General features: G+C 73.0%; 15 protein-coding genes and 1 tRNA gene. 8 read left to right on the plus strand and 8 right to left on the minus strand.

Annotation, left to right across the window (positions count from 1 at the left end; genetic code table 11):
- Positions 1-4 precede the first annotated feature (4 nt).
- The 4 genes from Q5722_RS00170 to Q5722_RS00185 form a co-directional block, all read right to left on the minus strand.
- A complete protein-coding gene (locus Q5722_RS00170; RefSeq protein ID WP_305026196.1) occupies positions 5-889 on the minus strand; it encodes a hypothetical protein in 885 nt (294 codons plus the stop codon).
- A 35-nt stretch (positions 890-924) separates the two neighbouring features.
- Positions 925-1,605 carry a hypothetical protein gene (locus tag Q5722_RS00175; protein ID WP_305026197.1) on the minus strand — a complete coding sequence of 227 codons (681 nt, stop codon included), beginning with the start codon at positions 1,603-1,605 and terminating at the stop codon, positions 925-927.
- Positions 1,606-1,727: 122 nt separating this feature from the next.
- Entirely contained in the window at positions 1,728-2,975 is a 1,248-nt protein-coding gene (locus Q5722_RS00180) for an RNA polymerase factor sigma-54 (RefSeq protein ID WP_305026198.1), read from the minus strand.
- An 82-nt stretch (positions 2,976-3,057) separates the two neighbouring features.
- Complete coding sequence (locus Q5722_RS00185) at positions 3,058-3,612, minus strand: hemerythrin domain-containing protein (RefSeq protein ID WP_305026199.1); 555 nt, start codon at positions 3,610-3,612, stop codon at positions 3,058-3,060.
- Between the two features lie 85 nt (positions 3,613-3,697).
- On the opposite strand from Q5722_RS00185, the gene Q5722_RS00190 reads away from it, so the two are divergent.
- Both Q5722_RS00190 and Q5722_RS00195 read left to right on the plus strand, forming a co-directional pair.
- Positions 3,698-4,633 carry a hypothetical protein gene (locus Q5722_RS00190; RefSeq protein ID WP_305026200.1) on the plus strand — a complete coding sequence of 312 codons (936 nt, stop codon included), beginning with the start codon at positions 3,698-3,700 and terminating at the stop codon, positions 4,631-4,633.
- Positions 4,634-4,683: 50 nt separating this feature from the next.
- Positions 4,684-5,832 carry a CDP-glycerol glycerophosphotransferase family protein gene (locus tag Q5722_RS00195; protein WP_305026201.1) on the plus strand — a complete coding sequence of 383 codons (1,149 nt, stop codon included), beginning with the start codon at positions 4,684-4,686 and terminating at the stop codon, positions 5,830-5,832.
- 15 nt (positions 5,833-5,847) lie between these two features.
- Here the strand turns inward: Q5722_RS00195 and Q5722_RS00200 are convergent, their stop codons facing one another.
- Positions 5,848-6,537: an acyltransferase gene (locus tag Q5722_RS00200; protein WP_305026202.1), complete on the minus strand. Its 690-nt coding sequence runs from the start codon at positions 6,535-6,537 to the stop codon at positions 5,848-5,850.
- A 98-nt stretch (positions 6,538-6,635) separates the two neighbouring features.
- Here Q5722_RS00200 and hutH point away from each other — a divergent pair, with 98 nt between their 5' ends.
- The 6 genes from hutH to hutI all read left to right on the plus strand — a co-directional run bounded on the left by hutH (position 6,636) and on the right by hutI (position 14,488).
- On the plus strand, positions 6,636-8,204 hold the full coding sequence (hutH, locus tag Q5722_RS00205; RefSeq protein WP_305026203.1) for a histidine ammonia-lyase: 1,569 nt from the start codon (positions 6,636-6,638) through the stop codon (positions 8,202-8,204).
- A 19-nt stretch (positions 8,205-8,223) separates the two neighbouring features.
- Positions 8,224-8,976, plus strand: coding sequence for an IclR family transcriptional regulator (locus Q5722_RS00210; RefSeq protein ID WP_305026204.1), 753 nt, complete (start codon positions 8,224-8,226; stop codon positions 8,974-8,976).
- 127 nt (positions 8,977-9,103) lie between these two features.
- Positions 9,104-10,762 (plus strand): urocanate hydratase, encoded by a 1,659-nt coding sequence (gene hutU, locus Q5722_RS00215; RefSeq protein ID WP_305026205.1) that lies wholly within the window; start codon positions 9,104-9,106, stop codon positions 10,760-10,762.
- A complete protein-coding gene (locus tag Q5722_RS00220) occupies positions 10,759-12,147 on the plus strand; it encodes a formimidoylglutamate deiminase (RefSeq protein ID WP_305026206.1) in 1,389 nt (462 codons plus the stop codon). The genes hutU and Q5722_RS00220 overlap by 4 nt, the downstream gene beginning before the upstream one ends.
- Positions 12,144-13,331 (plus strand): allantoate amidohydrolase, encoded by a 1,188-nt coding sequence (locus Q5722_RS00225; RefSeq protein ID WP_305026207.1) that lies wholly within the window; start codon positions 12,144-12,146, stop codon positions 13,329-13,331. The genes Q5722_RS00220 and Q5722_RS00225 overlap by 4 nt, the downstream gene beginning before the upstream one ends.
- Entirely contained in the window at positions 13,328-14,488 is a 1,161-nt protein-coding gene (gene hutI / locus Q5722_RS00230; RefSeq protein ID WP_305026208.1) for an imidazolonepropionase, read from the plus strand. The genes Q5722_RS00225 and hutI overlap by 4 nt, the downstream gene beginning before the upstream one ends.
- A gap of 66 nt (positions 14,489-14,554) precedes the next feature.
- Here hutI and Q5722_RS00235 read toward each other — a convergent pair.
- From Q5722_RS00235 to Q5722_RS00245, 3 genes are all read right to left on the minus strand, one after another.
- Positions 14,555-14,628 (minus strand) — tRNA-Pro (locus tag Q5722_RS00235).
- A gap of 30 nt (positions 14,629-14,658) precedes the next feature.
- Positions 14,659-15,327: a hypothetical protein gene (locus Q5722_RS00240; protein WP_305026209.1), complete on the minus strand. Its 669-nt coding sequence runs from the start codon at positions 15,325-15,327 to the stop codon at positions 14,659-14,661.
- A 90-nt stretch (positions 15,328-15,417) separates the two neighbouring features.
- Positions 15,418-16,248 carry an adenylate/guanylate cyclase domain-containing protein gene (locus Q5722_RS00245; RefSeq protein WP_305026210.1) on the minus strand — a complete coding sequence of 277 codons (831 nt, stop codon included), beginning with the start codon at positions 16,246-16,248 and terminating at the stop codon, positions 15,418-15,420.
- Positions 16,249-16,267: the final 19 nt, after the last annotated feature.

Genomic DNA, 16,267 nt, shown 5'->3' on the forward strand with positions numbered 1-16,267 from the left:
CTCCTCAGACCCCGTGGATCACGATGTTGTTGCCCCGGCGGTACCAGCGCCCCGCCCCGAAGCCGACCTCCTGCGCCTCGTTCGCCTCGTGGCTCTCGTGCGACTCGAAGAGGTCGCCCGCGTCGCCACCGTCGAACGGCTCGAAGTCGCCTGCGGCCGGTGCGAAGCCGCGTCCGCCGCACGAGCAGCCGCCTCCCTGCTGCGGCGCCCAGCCCTGGCCGGCGGACGGCGCGGCATAGGACGGGAAGGCGTACGACGGGCTCCCGTACGACGGCGACCACGGCGAGCGGCCCCACGACGCGGACCGGCGGCTCCGGTAGGCGCCCGGGCGGGCACCCGACGAGGTGCGGACGAGCGCGGGGGCGTAGCGGCGTGCGGAAGAGACCGCGGCGCTGCGCGCGACGGTGCGCGGCGGCGCTCCGTAGGGGGCACGCATGGCGTTGCGGACGGTGCCGGAGGCCCAGCGGACGTAGCGGCGCGCCGCCTCCATCTCGGCCTCGGCCTCGCCCATCGACTCCAGCTCCTCGGCCTCGAGGAGGTTGGCGGCCATGCCACCCAGCTTGCCGCCGATGGCGGTCCCGAGGCCCGGGGCGACCATCGACCCGAGCGCGGAGCCCACCATGGGGAGCGCGGTCTTGGCGACGTTGCGCAGCACGCCGCCGACGGCCTTGCCGATGCCGGACTTCATGAACGAGCTGGCGCCGCGTGCGACGCTGCGCACGAGCTTGCCGAGGAACTCCTCCAGCTCGGCTTCGTTGGTGATCTCCAGCAGCTCCTGGGCCAGCTCCATCTCGAGGGCCTCGTGCAGCTCGTGGACCTCGTGCATCTCGTGGGCCTCGAAGGCCTCGTGCATCTCGGGCTGGAACTCGAATGCTTCGTACGCAGTCATCGGTGCTTCTCCTTCAGGTGGGTGGGTGGTGGCGCTCAGGCGCCGATGAGCACGATCCGGTTGCCGCTGCGGATCCAGCGGCCGCTCGAGCGCCGCGGGGCGCCGAGTGGGAACGCGGCGGGCGCGAGGCCGCCGGTGATGACCGGCACGAGGCCGGGAAGGCTGCGCTGGGCAGCGGTGACGACCGCCGACGTCGCGGCCTGCTGCGGCGGCAGGTACGCCGTGCGCTGGGCGATCCGGGTGGCGTCGCGCGCCGTGCGCACGAAGGCCCGGGCCAGCTCGAACTCGCGGTCCTCCTGGGACAGCGCCTCCATCTCGAACTGCCGGCCCAGCCACTGGCCGCCCGCGGTTCCCAGACGTCGGCCGAGGTCACCGCCCACGGCGTTGCCGAGGATGCCGCCGACCTGGGGGAGGACCTGGCGGGCGGCGCCCTTGAGGACGCCGCCGAGGGCCTGGCCGGTCGGCGAGCTGATGAACGAGCGGGCGGCGGAGGCCGCAGAGCTCAGCAGTCCTCCGAGGAAGTCCTCGAGCTCGGCTTCGCTGTTGACCTCGAGCAGGCGGGCCGCCAGCTCCATCTCCAGCGCCTCGTTCTCGTGCGAGGCCTCGAACGCCTCGTGGGCCTCGAACGCCTCGTGGGCCTCGCCCGCGAGCTCGCCCGGAGCGATCTCGTACGCCTCCTGTTCGGCCTCGAACATGGCGCGGTCGATGTCGTGCATGGGGTTCCCCTCTCGGTCGGAAGAAGCTCTCGACCTGATCCATGCAAGTTGCGTGCCACGCCCTGCCGGGCGCAGGGCGGCGTCGGTACGCCGAAGCGTCCTTCGCTCTGCGGTCGACGCGCTCAGTCCGCCGGCGAAGCCGGCTTCGGCACGCTGCCCAGCAGTGCCCGGTACTTCGCCACCGTGCGCCGGGCGAGGGGCTCCCCGGCCGCGGCCAGCTCCGCGGCGATCTGGGCATCGGTCGCACCCGGATGAGCACGCAGTGCCTCCGCCACGCGCTCGAGGTGGGCCGGGCCGGCACCGAAGAACCGGGTGAGCGGCACCGTTCGGCCGTCGGGGAGGCGCGCGGTCTTGTCGGCCACGGCCCGCCCCACCGTGGACGGATGGACGCCGAGGGTCCGTGCGACGTCGGCACGCCGCAGGGCACGGTGCGCGCGGCCGGTCTCGATCCATGCCCCCTGCTCTGCGGCGAGCACGTCGGCGACCCGCTGCAGCATGGTCGCGCGGGCGTTGAGCGCGTCGAGGAGGTGCTGCGCCTCCCGCAGGTGTGGACGCAACCAGGCAGCTGCCTCCGCTCTGCCGTCGCCGAGGTCTCGCACCACGCCCAGGCCGTAACCGTCGGTGTCGACGACCACGGCGGTGATCCGTCGCGCACCCGCGGGCGTGAGCCGAAAGACGACGTCGGTCGGCACGGCCGCAGCCGGTGCGTCGACGGGCACGTAGGGCGTCGTCGTGCTGCGCACGCGGTCGAGGACGCCGGCCACCTCGGCCGGGGTGACGCCGAGGGCGGCGGCGACCTCGACGATCCGGCCGGCCGCGAGGGCCTCGAGATGCCCGGTGAGGAGTTCCGGGGCATAGCCGGGAAGGCGACCGGCCGCCGACAGGGCCGCCACCTGCACGAGGACGCAGTCGACCGCGGAGCTCGCCGCGACGCCGGGCGGACCGACCTGTCGCAGGATCTCCACGACCGTCCGCAGCGTCGGTGGCGCGAGGGCCACAGGGCCGGACAGCAGACCGCGGTCGTCGAGTGAGGCGACCACGAGCTCGATCGCGCCGGCCAGTCCCGCGGGGGCCTCCAGGCGTGCCGCTGCGGCCAGGTCCGCGCGCCAGTCGGCGGCCGCTGCCCGCTCCTCGCTGATCGCGGTCGAGGTCAGGACGCGACAGGCGGCGCAGCGGCCACCGACGGCGTACTGACCGCATCGGGGGCAGAACCCGCCGGGCCTCCGCTCGAGCACCGGGTTCGCCGCCACGGCCGCGGTGATCCGGCTCTCCAGGTCAGCGGCGCCGACATGGAGGAGCGAGAGGAAGGTGAGCAGGGAGGCACGCAGCTGTGTCGTCGTCCGGAGCTCGAGCTGGGGGCTGCGGTCCACGGAGGCCTCCTCGGTGTGCCTCCATGGCTACCGGCTCAGGCCCGCGACACGCCAGTACCTCCTCCGCTGCGCCTGCGTCCCGCTACTTCGAGGCCTCCGACCGCAGGGTCTCCTGGAGCTCCTCCTTGGTCGCGCCGCGCGGCTGCGGTACGTCCATGTTCGCGGCCTGCTGGCGCAGCTCGTCGCGCGTGATGTCCTCGGGCTGGTCGCCCAGGTGCTCGGCGCGGCTCGCGAGGAAGGCGTCGCCGAGCTCGGCGAGGCGCTCGACCGTGAGGCCGTCGCGCATGTCGGCGAGGACGGTCTCCTCCTCTTCCTCGATGTGGTGCGAGACCGCCTTGACGACCTTCTCGAGGGCCGGGAGGAAGTCGTCACCCTCCGGGTCGGTCTCGGCGAGCGCAGCGAGCAGCTCGTCGGCCTCGACGTGCTCCTCCTGGCTGTGGGCGACGTGGTCGGCGGCGCCCACCTCGTCAGCGACCGCGGGGTAGACCTCGGCCTCCTCGGCACGGCTGTGGGCGAAGAGCAGCGTGGTGAGCACCGGCAGGGTGCCCGGCCGGCTCGCCGGGTCGGTACGCAGCTGCTCGAAGAGGCGCTCCACCTCGCGGTGGTCCTTCAGGATCAGCTCGACGACGTCGTTCACGGGTCCTCCTCGGTTTCGGGATCGGTTCCCGGGACGTACCCCCGACCTGCCCACACGACACCTTCCGGAGCGCTAGCCTCACCGCGTGCCTCGTTACACGGATCTCGCGCTGGGCGCGGGTGCGGTCCTCGCTGTCGGTCTCGGACTCATCGCTCTCAAGCCGGACTCGCTGCCGACGTCCGGCGAGGAGGCGGGGTCGGTCATCACGGACACGCCCTCGTCCCTGGCAACGAAGGCCGCGCCGACGTCGTCGGCCAGTGCCTCGGCATCGGCCTCGTCGCGCGGCTCGGCGAAGCCGGATGCGTCCTCGGGCTCTGCGTGGGTCGTGGGGGCCGGCTACGGCCTCGCGGTGCGGTCCGAGCAGCGCGGGTGCGACGCCGACGGTCCGGCGTCGATCACCGTGATCGGCTCCGCCGGAGGCACCATCACGCGCGAGGTCGACGGGCTCCGCGCCGTGGGCGGAATCGACGTGGAGTCGGCCCAGCAGGCCCAGCTGGTCGGTGTGGACACCGACTGCAAGCGTGTCGGCTACGCGACCGACGACGCCGGCCGCACGTGGACGAAGCTCGGCGAGGTGCCGACGATCTGGTCGCTCGTGCCCGACGACACCACCGAGGTCCACGCGCCGTCGGGGCAGGTCGACGTGCCGTGTGCTCCCCGCTCCATCACCGGGCTGGACGACAAGGTCGCGCGGCTGGCGTGCACCGACGGCCGCTTGCTCGGCACCGTGAACGCTGGCGACGACTGGTCGATCCTCGGCAACAACGGGGACGTCGAGGCGGTCGGCTTCGTGTCGGCCACCACCGCGCTCGCCCTGACCGGCTCCGACGCGTGCGACGGCGTCGAGGTGCAGCGCTCGACCGACGGGGGCACGGACTTCGCGTCGGCGTACTGCGTGGAGGGGCACGGTCCCTGGGGCGTCTACACCGACTCCGACACGGCCGTCGTGGTGGGTGGCGACGTGGTGGCCAGGAGCGCCGACGGCGGCGAGAAGTGGGACGTGACGAGGATCCGCAGCTGACGGGGTCCCATGTGTCCGGAGCATCCCTCCGGAGACCGTAAAATTCGGACGTGCAGACCCCCGATGTGATCGCGTACTTCGCCGACGACCCGGCCCGCGTCTACCAGCTGCTGCAGTGGCTTCCGGTGCTGGAGCGTCTGGACGCGAGCCATCCGACGGCCATCGTGACCCGCAACGAGGAGACCGCCGCGATCGTGCGCGAGCACACGCGCCTGCGGGTCTTCGATGCACCGGGCTTCAACGACCTCGCCGAGCTCTACGCGGAGATCGACCCGAAGGTCGCTGTCTACTGCAACAACAGCATGTTCAACTTCAACTCCCTGCTCCAGGGCCGGATGCTGCACGTGCACATCAACCACGGCGAGAGCGACAAGCAGTCGATGGTGAGCAACAACGCCAAGGCCTACGACCGCGTCTTCGTCGCCGGTGAGGCGGCTGTGCAGCGCCACCGCGCGGCGCTGATGGAGCTCGACGAGTCACGCCTCGTGCGGATCGGACGTCCCCAGCTCGACCTCCGCCCGGAGCCGGTGATCCCCGCATCGGAGCGCCGGACCGTGCTCTACGCGCCGACGTGGGAGGGCGACGCCGAGTACAACGACTACACCTCGGTCGACCTCTTCGGCCCGGAGATCGTGCGCTCGCTGCTGGCGGTCCCGGACACCCGCGTCGTCTACAAGCCGCACCCCCGGGTCGCGACGAGCGAGACCCCCGCGATCCGCGACAACCACCTGGCGATCCTCGAGCTGCTCCTGGACGGAGCCCGCCGCGACCCGTCCGCGGGACACGAGGCGGTGCTCAGCGGCGACATCCTGGCTGTCTTCCCGCGCTGCGACGCGATGGTCACCGATGTCTCGTCGGTCGGCCTGGACTGGCTCTACCTCCAGACCGACAAGCCGATCATCATCACCGACCGCCACCACGACGCCGACCGCCTGCGCCTCGAGGTCCCGGTCAGCCGCTGTGCCGACGTGATCGACTCCGACAACCTGGACGGCCTGACCGCGCTGGTGACCGACCGGCTCGAGCACGACGCGCACCACCTGGCCCGCGTCGCGATGCGGCACCACTACTTCGACGACAACGCCGTCGGGGACAGCACCCGCCGGTTCATCGAGACCGTCGGCGAGCTCGTCGTACGCCGTGACGCGTTGCTGGGCGACCTCGGCCTCCTCGGCGGCACCGAGTCGGTCATCGCCTGAGCCGTCCGGCCGGGCTCAGCCGCCGTCGAGCAGCCGCTCGACGTCCTCGTGACGCCAGATCGGCCGTACCTCGCCCTCGCCGCTGGCCGGGGCCCAGCCGAGGCCGGGTTCGAAGCGGCGCAGCACCCGGGCAGGCACGCCGCCGATGACGGCGTGGTCGGGGAACTGGCCGCGCACGACGCTGCCGGCGGCGACCACCGTGTTGCGGCCCAGGCGCGTACCAGGGAGCAGGATCGCGCCGTGGCCCACCCACGAGCCGGCGCCGATCACGACGGGGGAGCGTTCGCCCCACTGCACCCCGATGGGGGTGTCGGGGTCCTGGTAGCCGTGACCGGAGTCGGAGACGAACACGTCCTGGCCGAACCACACGTCGTCGCCGATCTCGATCGACTCGTGGGCGGTGATGGTGGCCCGCTGCCCGATCACGCAGCGGTCCCCGATCACCAGCCCGCGGGGCGGGAGCGAGGGGTCGTCGTCGCCGTAGCCGACGGAGAGCGAGCAGTGCCGCCCGATCAGGGTGTCCTCGCCGAGGTGGATCTCCGCGCAGCCGAAGAGCGCCGCGTAGGGGAAGGTGATCATCGACCCGCGCCCGAAGCGGCCGAACTCGTCGGCCTTGTCGGTGCCCGGCGCGACCGAGCCCCAGAACTCGAGGCGGCGCCAGGCCGCGTGGATGGCACGCGCGGCGAGGCGGTGGGAGATCAGCACGCGTGAACGGTATCGCGCGCCGACGGACGTCTGGGATCCCAGACCCCACGTGGATCCGGGCCGTTCTCCCGGCCGCTGGGCCCGCCTGTAATGGAGCCATGACCGCGCAGATCGACCTCGCCCGCCCCCGCACCACCGTCTCCGTCGGCACAGGCCCCGTCTCGTTCCGGGACGTCGTCGCCGTCGCGCGCCACGGAGCCGCGGTCGAGCTCGACGACGAGGCACTCGCGGCCCTCGCGGCCGCCCGCGCCGTGATCGACGAGCTGGCGGGCGCCACCGTGCCGGCGTACGGCGTCTCCACGGGGTTCGGCGCCCTCGCCACGCGCCACATCGCGCCCGGGCTGCGGGCCCAGCTCCAGCGCTCGCTGGTCCGTTCCCACGCCGCGGGGTCCGGCCCCGAGGTCGAGCGCGAGGTCGTGCGCGCCCTGATGCTGCTGCGCCTCTCGACCCTCGCGACCGGCCACACCGGCGTACGACCGCAGACCGCGCAGCTCCTCGCGGGACTCCTCACCCACGGGATCACCCCGGTCGTCCGGGAGTACGGCTCGCTCGGCTGCTCCGGCGACCTCGCGCCTCTCTCGCACTGCGCGCTCGCGCTCATGGGTGAGGGCGAGGTCCGCGACGCCGCCGGCACGCTGATGCCGGCCGCCGAGGCGCTGCGTGCCGTCGGCCTGGACCCTGTCGAGCTCGTGGAGAAGGAGGGGCTGGCCCTCATCAACGGCACCGACGGCATGCTCGGCATGCTGGTCCTCGCCCTGGAGGACCTGCGGATGCTGCTCGCGACCGCCGACGTCGCGGCCGCCATGAGCGTCGAGGGCCAGCTCGGCACCGACCGCGTCTTCGCCCCGGAGCTCCAGGCGGTCCGCCCGCACCCGGGCCAGGCGCTCAGCGCGGCCAACCTCACCGCCCTGCTCGCGGACTCCGGCGTCGTCGCCTCCCACCGTGGCCCGGACTGCAACCGCGTCCAGGACGCCTACTCCCTCCGGTGCTCCCCCCAGGTCCACGGTGCTGCCCGCGACACCGTGGCCCATGCCGCCGCCGTCGCGGGACGCGAGCTGGCCAGTGCCGTCGACAACCCGGTCGTCATCGGGGACCGGGTCGAGTCCAACGGCAACTTCCACGGAGCGCCGGTCGCCTATGTGCTCGACTTCCTCGCGATCGTCGCCGCCGACGTCGCGTCCATCTCCGAGCGCCGCACGGACCGGTTCCTCGACAAGGCCCGCAACCACGGCCTGCCGCCGTTCCTGGCCGACGACCCGGGCGTCGACAGCGGCCACATGATCGCCCAGTACACCCAGGCGGCGATCGTCTCCGAGCTCAAGCGGCTCGCCGCCCCGGCGTCCGTCGACTCCATCCCGTCGAGCGCCATGCAGGAGGACCACGTCTCGATGGGCTGGTCCGCCGCCCGCAAGCTGCGGAGGTCCGTCGACGGACTGACGCGGGTCCTCGCCATCGAGGTGCTCACCGCAGCCCGCGCGCTCGACCTGCGCGCGCCTCTCGAGCCGTCGCCTGCCACCGCCGCGGTGGTACGCCGGCTGCGTGAGGCCGGCATCCAGGGCCCGGGTGCCGACCGATGGCTCTCGCCGGAGATCGAGGCCGCCGTCGCGCTCGTCGCCGACGGCGCGATCCTGGCCGCCGCCGAGTCGGTCGTCGGTACGCTGGCCTGACTCCGGGGAGAGGTGGGACATGGCTGTTCCTGCGGCCGAGCAGACGCTCGGCATCCTGCGCTACCTCTCCAGCCAGGCCAGCCCCGTGCAGGCGACCGCGATCGCCCGCTCGCTGCAGCTGCCGCGGTCGACCACGTACCACCTGCTCAACACGCTGATCGACTTCGGGTTCGTGGTCCACTACCCGGAGGAGCGCCGCTACGGGCTCGGCGTCGCCGCCCACGAGCTGGGCAGCGGCTACGCACGCCAGGAGCCGCTGCAGCGGCTGGCCCGGCGTCCGCTGGCGGCACTGGCCGACCGGTGCCGCAACAGCGCGCACCTGTCGGTGCTGCTCGGTCGTGACGTCGTGTACGTGATCGAGGAGCGCGCAGCGGGCCGGCCGCTGCTCGTCACCGACGTCGGCGTCCGCCTGCCCGCGGTCATCACGGCGTCGGGCCGGGCGATGCTCGCGGCGCTGCCGCAGCCCCAGATCAAGGCGCTGTACGCCGAGCGCGAGGCGTTCTCCCTCGGCGTACCGGGGGCCCCGACGTCGCTCTCGACCCTGCGCCGCCTCCTCGTGGACGTCCGCGCCCGGGGATGGGCGACCGAGGACGGCGAGGTGACCGAGGGGCTCGCCTCCGTCGCGATGCCCGTCCTGGACGCGACCGGGTTCCCGGTCGCCGCGGTCGCGGTGACCTATCCCAAGTCCGAGGAGACGCCCGCGCTCGTCGACGCGCTGGTCGCCGACGTGAGGGCCACCGCCCGCACGCTCGCGCGCCGGCTCGGAGGCTGACCCGGACGCGCGCCGGGTGTCTGGCATCCCAGACCGCTGTCGCGGCGCGCACCTTCCGCCGCACCACGCGCCTCGCTGGAATGGAGGTGGGCCAAGGCCCGACGACCTCTCACCCAAGGAGAAGCCCATGGAAGGCGCGCGCCCCGTCCGCAGCCCCCGCGGCACCGAGCTGACGGCCAGGTCCTGGCAGACCGAGGCCCCGCTGCGGATGCTGATGAACAACCTCGACCCGGAGAACGCCGAGCGGCCCGACGACCTCGTCGTCTACGGCGGCACGGGGCGGGCAGCGCGCAGCTGGGAGGCCTACGACGCCCTGGTGCGGACCCTGACCACGCTCGGGGACGACGAGACGATGCTGGTGCAGAGCGGCAAGCCGGTGGGTGTCTTCAGGACCAGCACCTGGGCGCCGCGCGTCCTCATCGCCAACTCCAACCTGGTGGGCGACTGGGCCAACTGGGAGGAGTTCCGTCGCCTGGAAGAGCTCGGCCTCACGATGTACGGCCAGATGACCGCCGGCTCGTGGATCTACATCGGCACCCAGGGGATCCTGCAGGGCACCTTCGAGACGTTCGCGGCGGTCGCTGACAAGCGCTTCGGTGGCACGCTGGCCGGCACGATCACCCTGACCGCCGGCCTCGGCGGCATGGGCGGTGCCCAGCCCCTGGCCGTCACGATGAACGACGGCGTCGCCCTCTGCGTCGACGTCGACCAGAGCCGCATCACCCGCCGCATCGAGCACCGCTACCTCGACGTGCAGGCCGACGACCTCGATCACGCACTCGAGCTGGCCGTGAGCGCGCGCGACGACCGACGTCCGCTCTCGATCGGCCTGCTCGGCAACGCCGCGGAGGTCTTCCCGCGCCTGCTCGCGAGGAAGGCGCCGATCGACATCGTCACCGACCAGACCTCCGCGCATGACCCGCTGTCGTACCTGCCCGTGGGCGTGGCCTTCGAGGACTGGCACACCGCCGCCGAGCGCGACCCGGCCGGCTTCACCAAGGATGCACGGGCGTCGATGGCCGTGCACGTCCGCGCGATGGTGGAGTTCCAGGACGCCGGCGCCGAGGTCTTCGACTACGGCAACTCGATCCGCGACGAGGCCCGCAAGGGTGGTTACGACCGCGCCTTCGAGTTCCCGGGCTTCGTCCCGGCTTACATCCGGCCGCTCTTCTGCGAGGGGAAGGGCCCCTTCCGCTGGGCCGCGCTCTCGGGCGACCCCGAGGACATCCGCAGGACCGACGAGGCGATCCTCGAGCTCTTCCCCGACAACGCTCGCCTGCATCGCTGGATCCGGATGGCGCAGGAGCGGGTCCACTACCAGGGCCTGCCGGCGCGCATCTGCTGGCTCGGCTACGGCGAGCGCCACCTGGCGGGCCTGAAGTTCAACGAGATGGTGAGGAACGGCGAGCTCACGGCGCCCATCGTCATCGGCCGCGACCACCTCGACTGCGGCTCGGTCGCCTCGCCGTACCGCGAGACCGAGGCGATGAAGGACGGCTCCGACGCGATCGCCGACTGGCCGCTGCTCAACGCGCTGACCGCGACGGCCTCCGGTGCCACCTGGGTGTCGCTGCACCACGGTGGCGGCGTCGGCATGGGCCGGTCGATCCACTCCGGCCAGGTCACGGTCGCGGACGGCACGGACCTCGCCGCGGAGAAGCTCGAGCGGGTGCTCACCAACGATCCCGGCATGGGCGTCATCCGCCACGTCGACGCCGGGTACGACGAGGCCGCCGCGGTCGCCGCCGAGCGTGGGGTCCGCATCCCCATGCAGGAGCAGCCGTGAGCCCAGCGGCGTACCTCGCCGACCACGCCTGGCTCGGTGGTGGCCAGGCCAGGTCCGACGTGCTCATCCACGTCGAGGGCGAGCGGATCCGCTCGGTCACACCGGGCGTGCGGGCTGCACCCGCAGGCGCAGTGCGGTTGCGGGGGCTCACCATCCCGGGGATGGCCAACGCCCACAGCCACGCCTTCCATCGCGCGCTGCGCGGCCGGACCCACCGGGGCGGCGGCACGTTCTGGACCTGGCGTGACGACATGTACGCCATCGCGTCGCGACTCACGCCCGACTCCTATCTCGACCTCGCCCGCGCGACGTACGCCGAGATGGCGCTGGCCGGCATCACGGCGGTGGGGGAGTTCCACTACCTGCACCACGGACCGGGAGGCCGGCCCTACGCGGCCGCCAACGCGATGGGCGAGGCGCTGATCGCTGCAGCGGCCGAGGCCGGCATCCGGATCACGCTGCTCGACGCCTGCTACCTCACGGGCGCGCCGGGAGCGCCCCTCGAGGGGCCGCAGCTGCGCTTCGGCGACGGCGATGCGGACGCGTGGGCTGCGCGGGCCTCGCAGCTCTCCGGCGCGGCCCATGCCCGGATCGGGGCGGCCATCCACTCCGTACGCGCGGTGCCCGCCGACCAGCTGTCCACTGTGGCCGCCTGGGCTGCGGAGCGGGACGCGCCCCTGCACGTCCACCTCTCCGAGCAGCGCGCAGAGAACGCCGCGTGCCGGGCCCACCACGGCTGCACCCCGACCGAGCTGCTCGCCCGCCACGGCGCGCTGGGCCCACGCTCGACCGCCGTCCACGCGACGCACCTGACCGATGGCGACGTCGCCGCGCTCGCGGGGTCGCGGACCACCGTCTGCATGACCCCGACCACGGAGCGTGACCTCGCCGACGGCATCGGCCCCGCACGGGAGCTCGCCACAGCCGGTTCGCCGCTGTCGCTCGGCAGTGACAGCAACGCCGTCATCGACCTGCTCGAGGAGGCGCGGAGCCTGGAGATGGACGAGCGCCTGCGCACCGAGCGCCGCGGCCACTGGACCGCTGCCGAGCTCCTCACCGCTGCCACCGCCGACGGCCACGCCTGTCTCGGGTGGGCCGACGCCGGACGCATCGAGGCCGGTGCCCTCGCCGACCTGACCACGGTGTCGCTCGACTCCGTCCGGCTGGCCGGGTGGGCGGCCGGGTCCCTGCTGGAGTCACTGGTCTTCGCGGGCGGAGCCCCCGACGTGACCGATGTCGTGGTCGGCGGGCGTGCTGTCGTCCGCGACAGGCAGCACGTGACCGTCGGTGATGTGGCGGGGCGGCTGCACCGGGCGATCGCTGGGGTCACGGATGCGCCGGTCTGCTTGCCTCCCGGCGGCACAGGCGCTGGAGTCAGCCCATGACGTTCGAGCAGATGTGGGCGGGAATCGCCTCCGTCGGCCGGTCCGCCGCGACCCGCGGCTACTTCCGGCAGCCGTACACGTCGGCCGAGCTGGAGCTGCGTGCCTGGTTCACCGAGGAGTGCACACGCCGGGGGCTCGATGTGGAGGCTGACGGCAACGGCAACCTGGTGGCGTGGTGGGGGAGCGGCGACGGCGCCGTGCTCACCGGCTCGCACCTCGACAGCGTCCTCGACGGGGGCGCGTACGACGGCCCGCTCGGCGTCGTCTCGTCGCTCGCGGCCGTCGACCTGCTGCGTGACCGTGGCGTCACGCCCCGGCGGCCGATCGGCATCGGCGTCTTCGCCGACGAGGAGGGGTCGCGCTTCGGTATCGGCTGCCTCGGCTCCCAGCTCGCGACCGGGCTGCTGGCGGTGGAGGACGCTCGGGTGATGCGGGACCGCGACGGTCGGCTGCTGGAGGATGTCATGGCGGCGGCGGGACTCGAGCCGGGGCTGGGCCGCGCGGCCTGGCTGGACCGGGTCGGCTGCTACGTCGAGCTCCACGTCGAGCAGGGCCGCAACCTGGTCGACCGCGATGCTGCCGTCGGGGTGGCCAGCGGGATCTGGCCGCACGGTCGCTGGCGCTTCGACTTCGACGGGGAGGCCAACCACGCCGGCGCCACCCGCATGGAGGACCGACGCGACCCGATGGTCACCTTCGCCCAGACCGCGCTCGTGGCCCGTGCCGAGGCGCTGAGCAGCGGCCAGCGCGCCACCTTCGGCCGGATCGAGGCGACGCCCAACGGCACCAACGCCGTCCCGTCGCGGGTGGCGGCCTGGCTCGATGCGCGGGCCGAGGACGACGAGCTGCTGAGCGGGCTGGTGCACACGCTGGAGCAGGCGGCGGCCGACCGGGCCGGGCTCGACGGCACCGCCGTGACCGTGACCGCCGAGTCTCTGTCCGCCGCGGTCGAGTTCGACCCCGCCCTCGCCGCCCGCATCGCCGCGCCGGGCGGCTGGCCGGTCATCCCGACCCAGGCAGGGCACGACGCCGGGATCCTGCAGACCGCCGGCATCCCCACCGCGATGCTCTTCGTGCGCAACCCGACCGGCATCTCGCACTCGCCCGAGGAGTACGCCGGCACGGGCGACTGCCTGGCCGGCGTCGAGGCACTGGCCGACACCCTCCAGGAGCTGACCCGATGACGCGTACGACGGACCGCACCCTGCTGGTCACCGGCATCGCCGAGCTGGTCACGGGCGATGCCGCGCGCCCGACCATCGAGCGGGCCGCCTTCGTGGTGGAGGACGGTCGGGTGGGCTGGGTCGGGCCGGAGGCAGGGGCACCGGCTGCGGACGCGTCGTACGACGCGGGTGGGCGGGCGGTGATCCCGGGGTTCGTCGACTCGCACAGCCACCTCGTCTTCGCCGGCGACCGGTCGGGCGAGTTCGCGGCCCGGATGGCGGGGGAGTCCTACGCCGCCGGTGGCATCCGCTCGACGGTGCGCTCTACCCGCGCAGCCAGCGACGAAGAGCTGCGTGCCCACGTGGCACGGCTGGTCGCCGAGATGCGGCGCCAGGGCACGACGACACTGGAGATCAAGAGCGGCTATGGCCTCTCGGTCGAGGACGAGGCGCGCAGCCTCGCGATCGCGCGCGCGTTCACCGACGAGACGACCTTCCTGGGCGCTCACGTGGTGCCCGAGGGGACCTCCGCGGAGGACTACGTCGCCCTGGTGACCGGCGCGATGCTGGAGGCCGCCTGCCCCCACGCACGCTGGATCGACGCCTTCTGCGAGCACGGTGCCTTCGACGCCGATCAGGCGCGCGCCGTGCTCGCGGCAGGCGAAGCGGCCGGCCTGCGCGGGCGGCTGCACGCCAACCAGCTGACCTACGGGCCGGGGGTCCAGCTCGCCTGCGAGCTGGGCCTGGTCGCGGTCGACCACTGCACCTACCTCTCGGATGCCGACGTCGACGCGCTCGCGCAGTCGGGCACGGTCGCCACACTCCTCCCGGGCGTGGAGTTCTCGACGCGGCACCCGTACGTCGACGCCCGCCGCCTCATCGACGCCGGCGTGCGCGTCGCGCTCGCGTCCGACTGCAACCCGGGCTCGTGCTTCACCAGCTCGCTGCCGTTCTGCATCGCGCTCGCCGTCCGTGACATGGGCATGACGCCGACGGAGGCGGTGCTGGCGGCCACAGCCGGCGGAGCGGCGGCCCTGGACCGCACCGACGTCGGACGGCTGACGGTGGGTGCTCGGGCAGACTTCGCTGTCCTCGACGCGCCCTCGCACGTCCACCTGGCCTACCGGCCCGGTGTTCCGCTCGTGGCGGAGACGTGGCGCGGCGGCGTCCGCGACTGACGCGCGCGCCCCGCCAACGACGAACCGCCCCCGACCCGCACGAAGCAGGTCGGGGGCGGTGCTCTGTCGGGCTGACAGGATTTGAACCTGCGACCCCTTGACCCCCAGTCAAGTGCGCTACCAAACTGCGCCACAGCCCGATGCCCCCGGCTGGCGGGAGCGGTTGAACCCTACAGCAGGTGAGCCGCTGCTTCTGCATCAGGGTCGTGGTGTGGCGGCGGGTCGTCGGGGAGGAGCCGGTCGACGAGCTCGGGCCACGTGTCGTCGACGAGCTGGAGCAGGTCGACGCGCATGATCCGCTGGATGTGCGGCTTGGCGAACTCCTTCTCCATGACCCGCATCATGAAGCGGCGCAGCTCGTTCTCCAGGCCCGCGACGCGCTGCAGCACCGCGGAGCGGCGCTTGTCCGTCTCCACCTGCAGCGAGACCTCGTCCTCCTCCGGCAGGGCGACGTCGACGAGCAGGTCGAGGGGCGGCTCCAGCCGCAGACGCACCGTGATCGGCACCAGCAGGCGTGCGCGGAAGCGGTTGACGTCGCGGGCGATCTCGATCTCGAAGTCCACGTCGACGGGCACGATGATCCGGAACCCGATGTCGGGCCCGGGGATCTCGATGCCGGAGGTCGGCTGGAACCAGCCCACGGCACGCACCTTGGCGAACTTGCGGCCGGGGCCGGCGCCGATCGGGCCGAGCTCGATCTTCTCGCCCAGCACACGCTCGATGACCTCCAGGACCCGGCGACGGTGGATCACCTTGCGCAGGAAGGCTTCGCCGAAGTCGGCGTACGTCATGGGGGCGGGAGCCGGCGGAGTCGGCTCGAGCGCGGGCTCGTCGGTCACGGTCACCGGTCCTCCCTTCTGGCTTTCGCGGCGTCTTCCAATCTAGCGGCCACTGGCACTTTCTGGCTCAACTGAGCCAGATCCGTGACCCTAGTGAGCGTGGACAGGGGTCCACTCGACCGACCACAACTGGTGGTGACCGGGGATGCCCTTCAGGCTCGCGGCGGGCATCCGCAGGCGGAAGTGCTGGTCGGGCACCGCGTCCCGGACGCCTTCACTGGCCAGGATCTCGCCGCCCACGGCGAGGCCGGCGACGCGGGCGGCCATCGCGACGTTGAGACCGAAGTAGTCGCCCTCGCGGTGCACCACATGGCCCGCGTGCACGCCGATGCGCACCCGGATCGGCGTACGCCGCAGCGCGCGGCGCCGCGACACGGTGAGCGCGCGCTGCATGGCGATCGCGACGTTCACGGCAGCGGCCGGGTCGCCGAACGCCAGCATGAAGCCGTCGCCCTGCGACTTCACCACGTGGCCCCCTGCCTTCGCCACGAGCTTGCGGATCACCTGGTCGTGCGCGTCCAGGAGGGCGACCCAGGCATCGTCGCCGAGACGCTCGTTGAGCGCCGTGGAGTCCTCGATGTCGGAGAAGACGATGGTGACCGTGCCGTCCTCGCCGATCACCCTGTCGATCGCCTGTTTGTCCTCGAGCGCGAAGCCGGTGAGCTCCTCGATGGAGGAGCGGAGCATGCCGCCGACGCCCTGCTCGCGGATCCGTACCGCCGTGCCGACGACGCCTCGGACCGCCCAGCCCGCAGCCCGGGCGGCCTGGTTGGTCAGGGGCTCGCTGGCGTTCTCGAGAGTGCGGAGGCGGCGGCGTGCGCGGCGCAGCTGCACGCGGCTGACCACGAGGAGCGCGACGGAGACGGCGAGCGCACACGTGAGCGCGGCCGTCAGCACTGAGGCGCCGGTGGAGAGGTCCATCGCCGAGTGACGCTAGCGC

This window comes from Nocardioides jiangxiensis (assembly GCF_030580915.1).
GTDB lineage: Bacteria > Actinomycetota > Actinomycetes > Propionibacteriales > Nocardioidaceae > Nocardioides > Nocardioides jiangxiensis.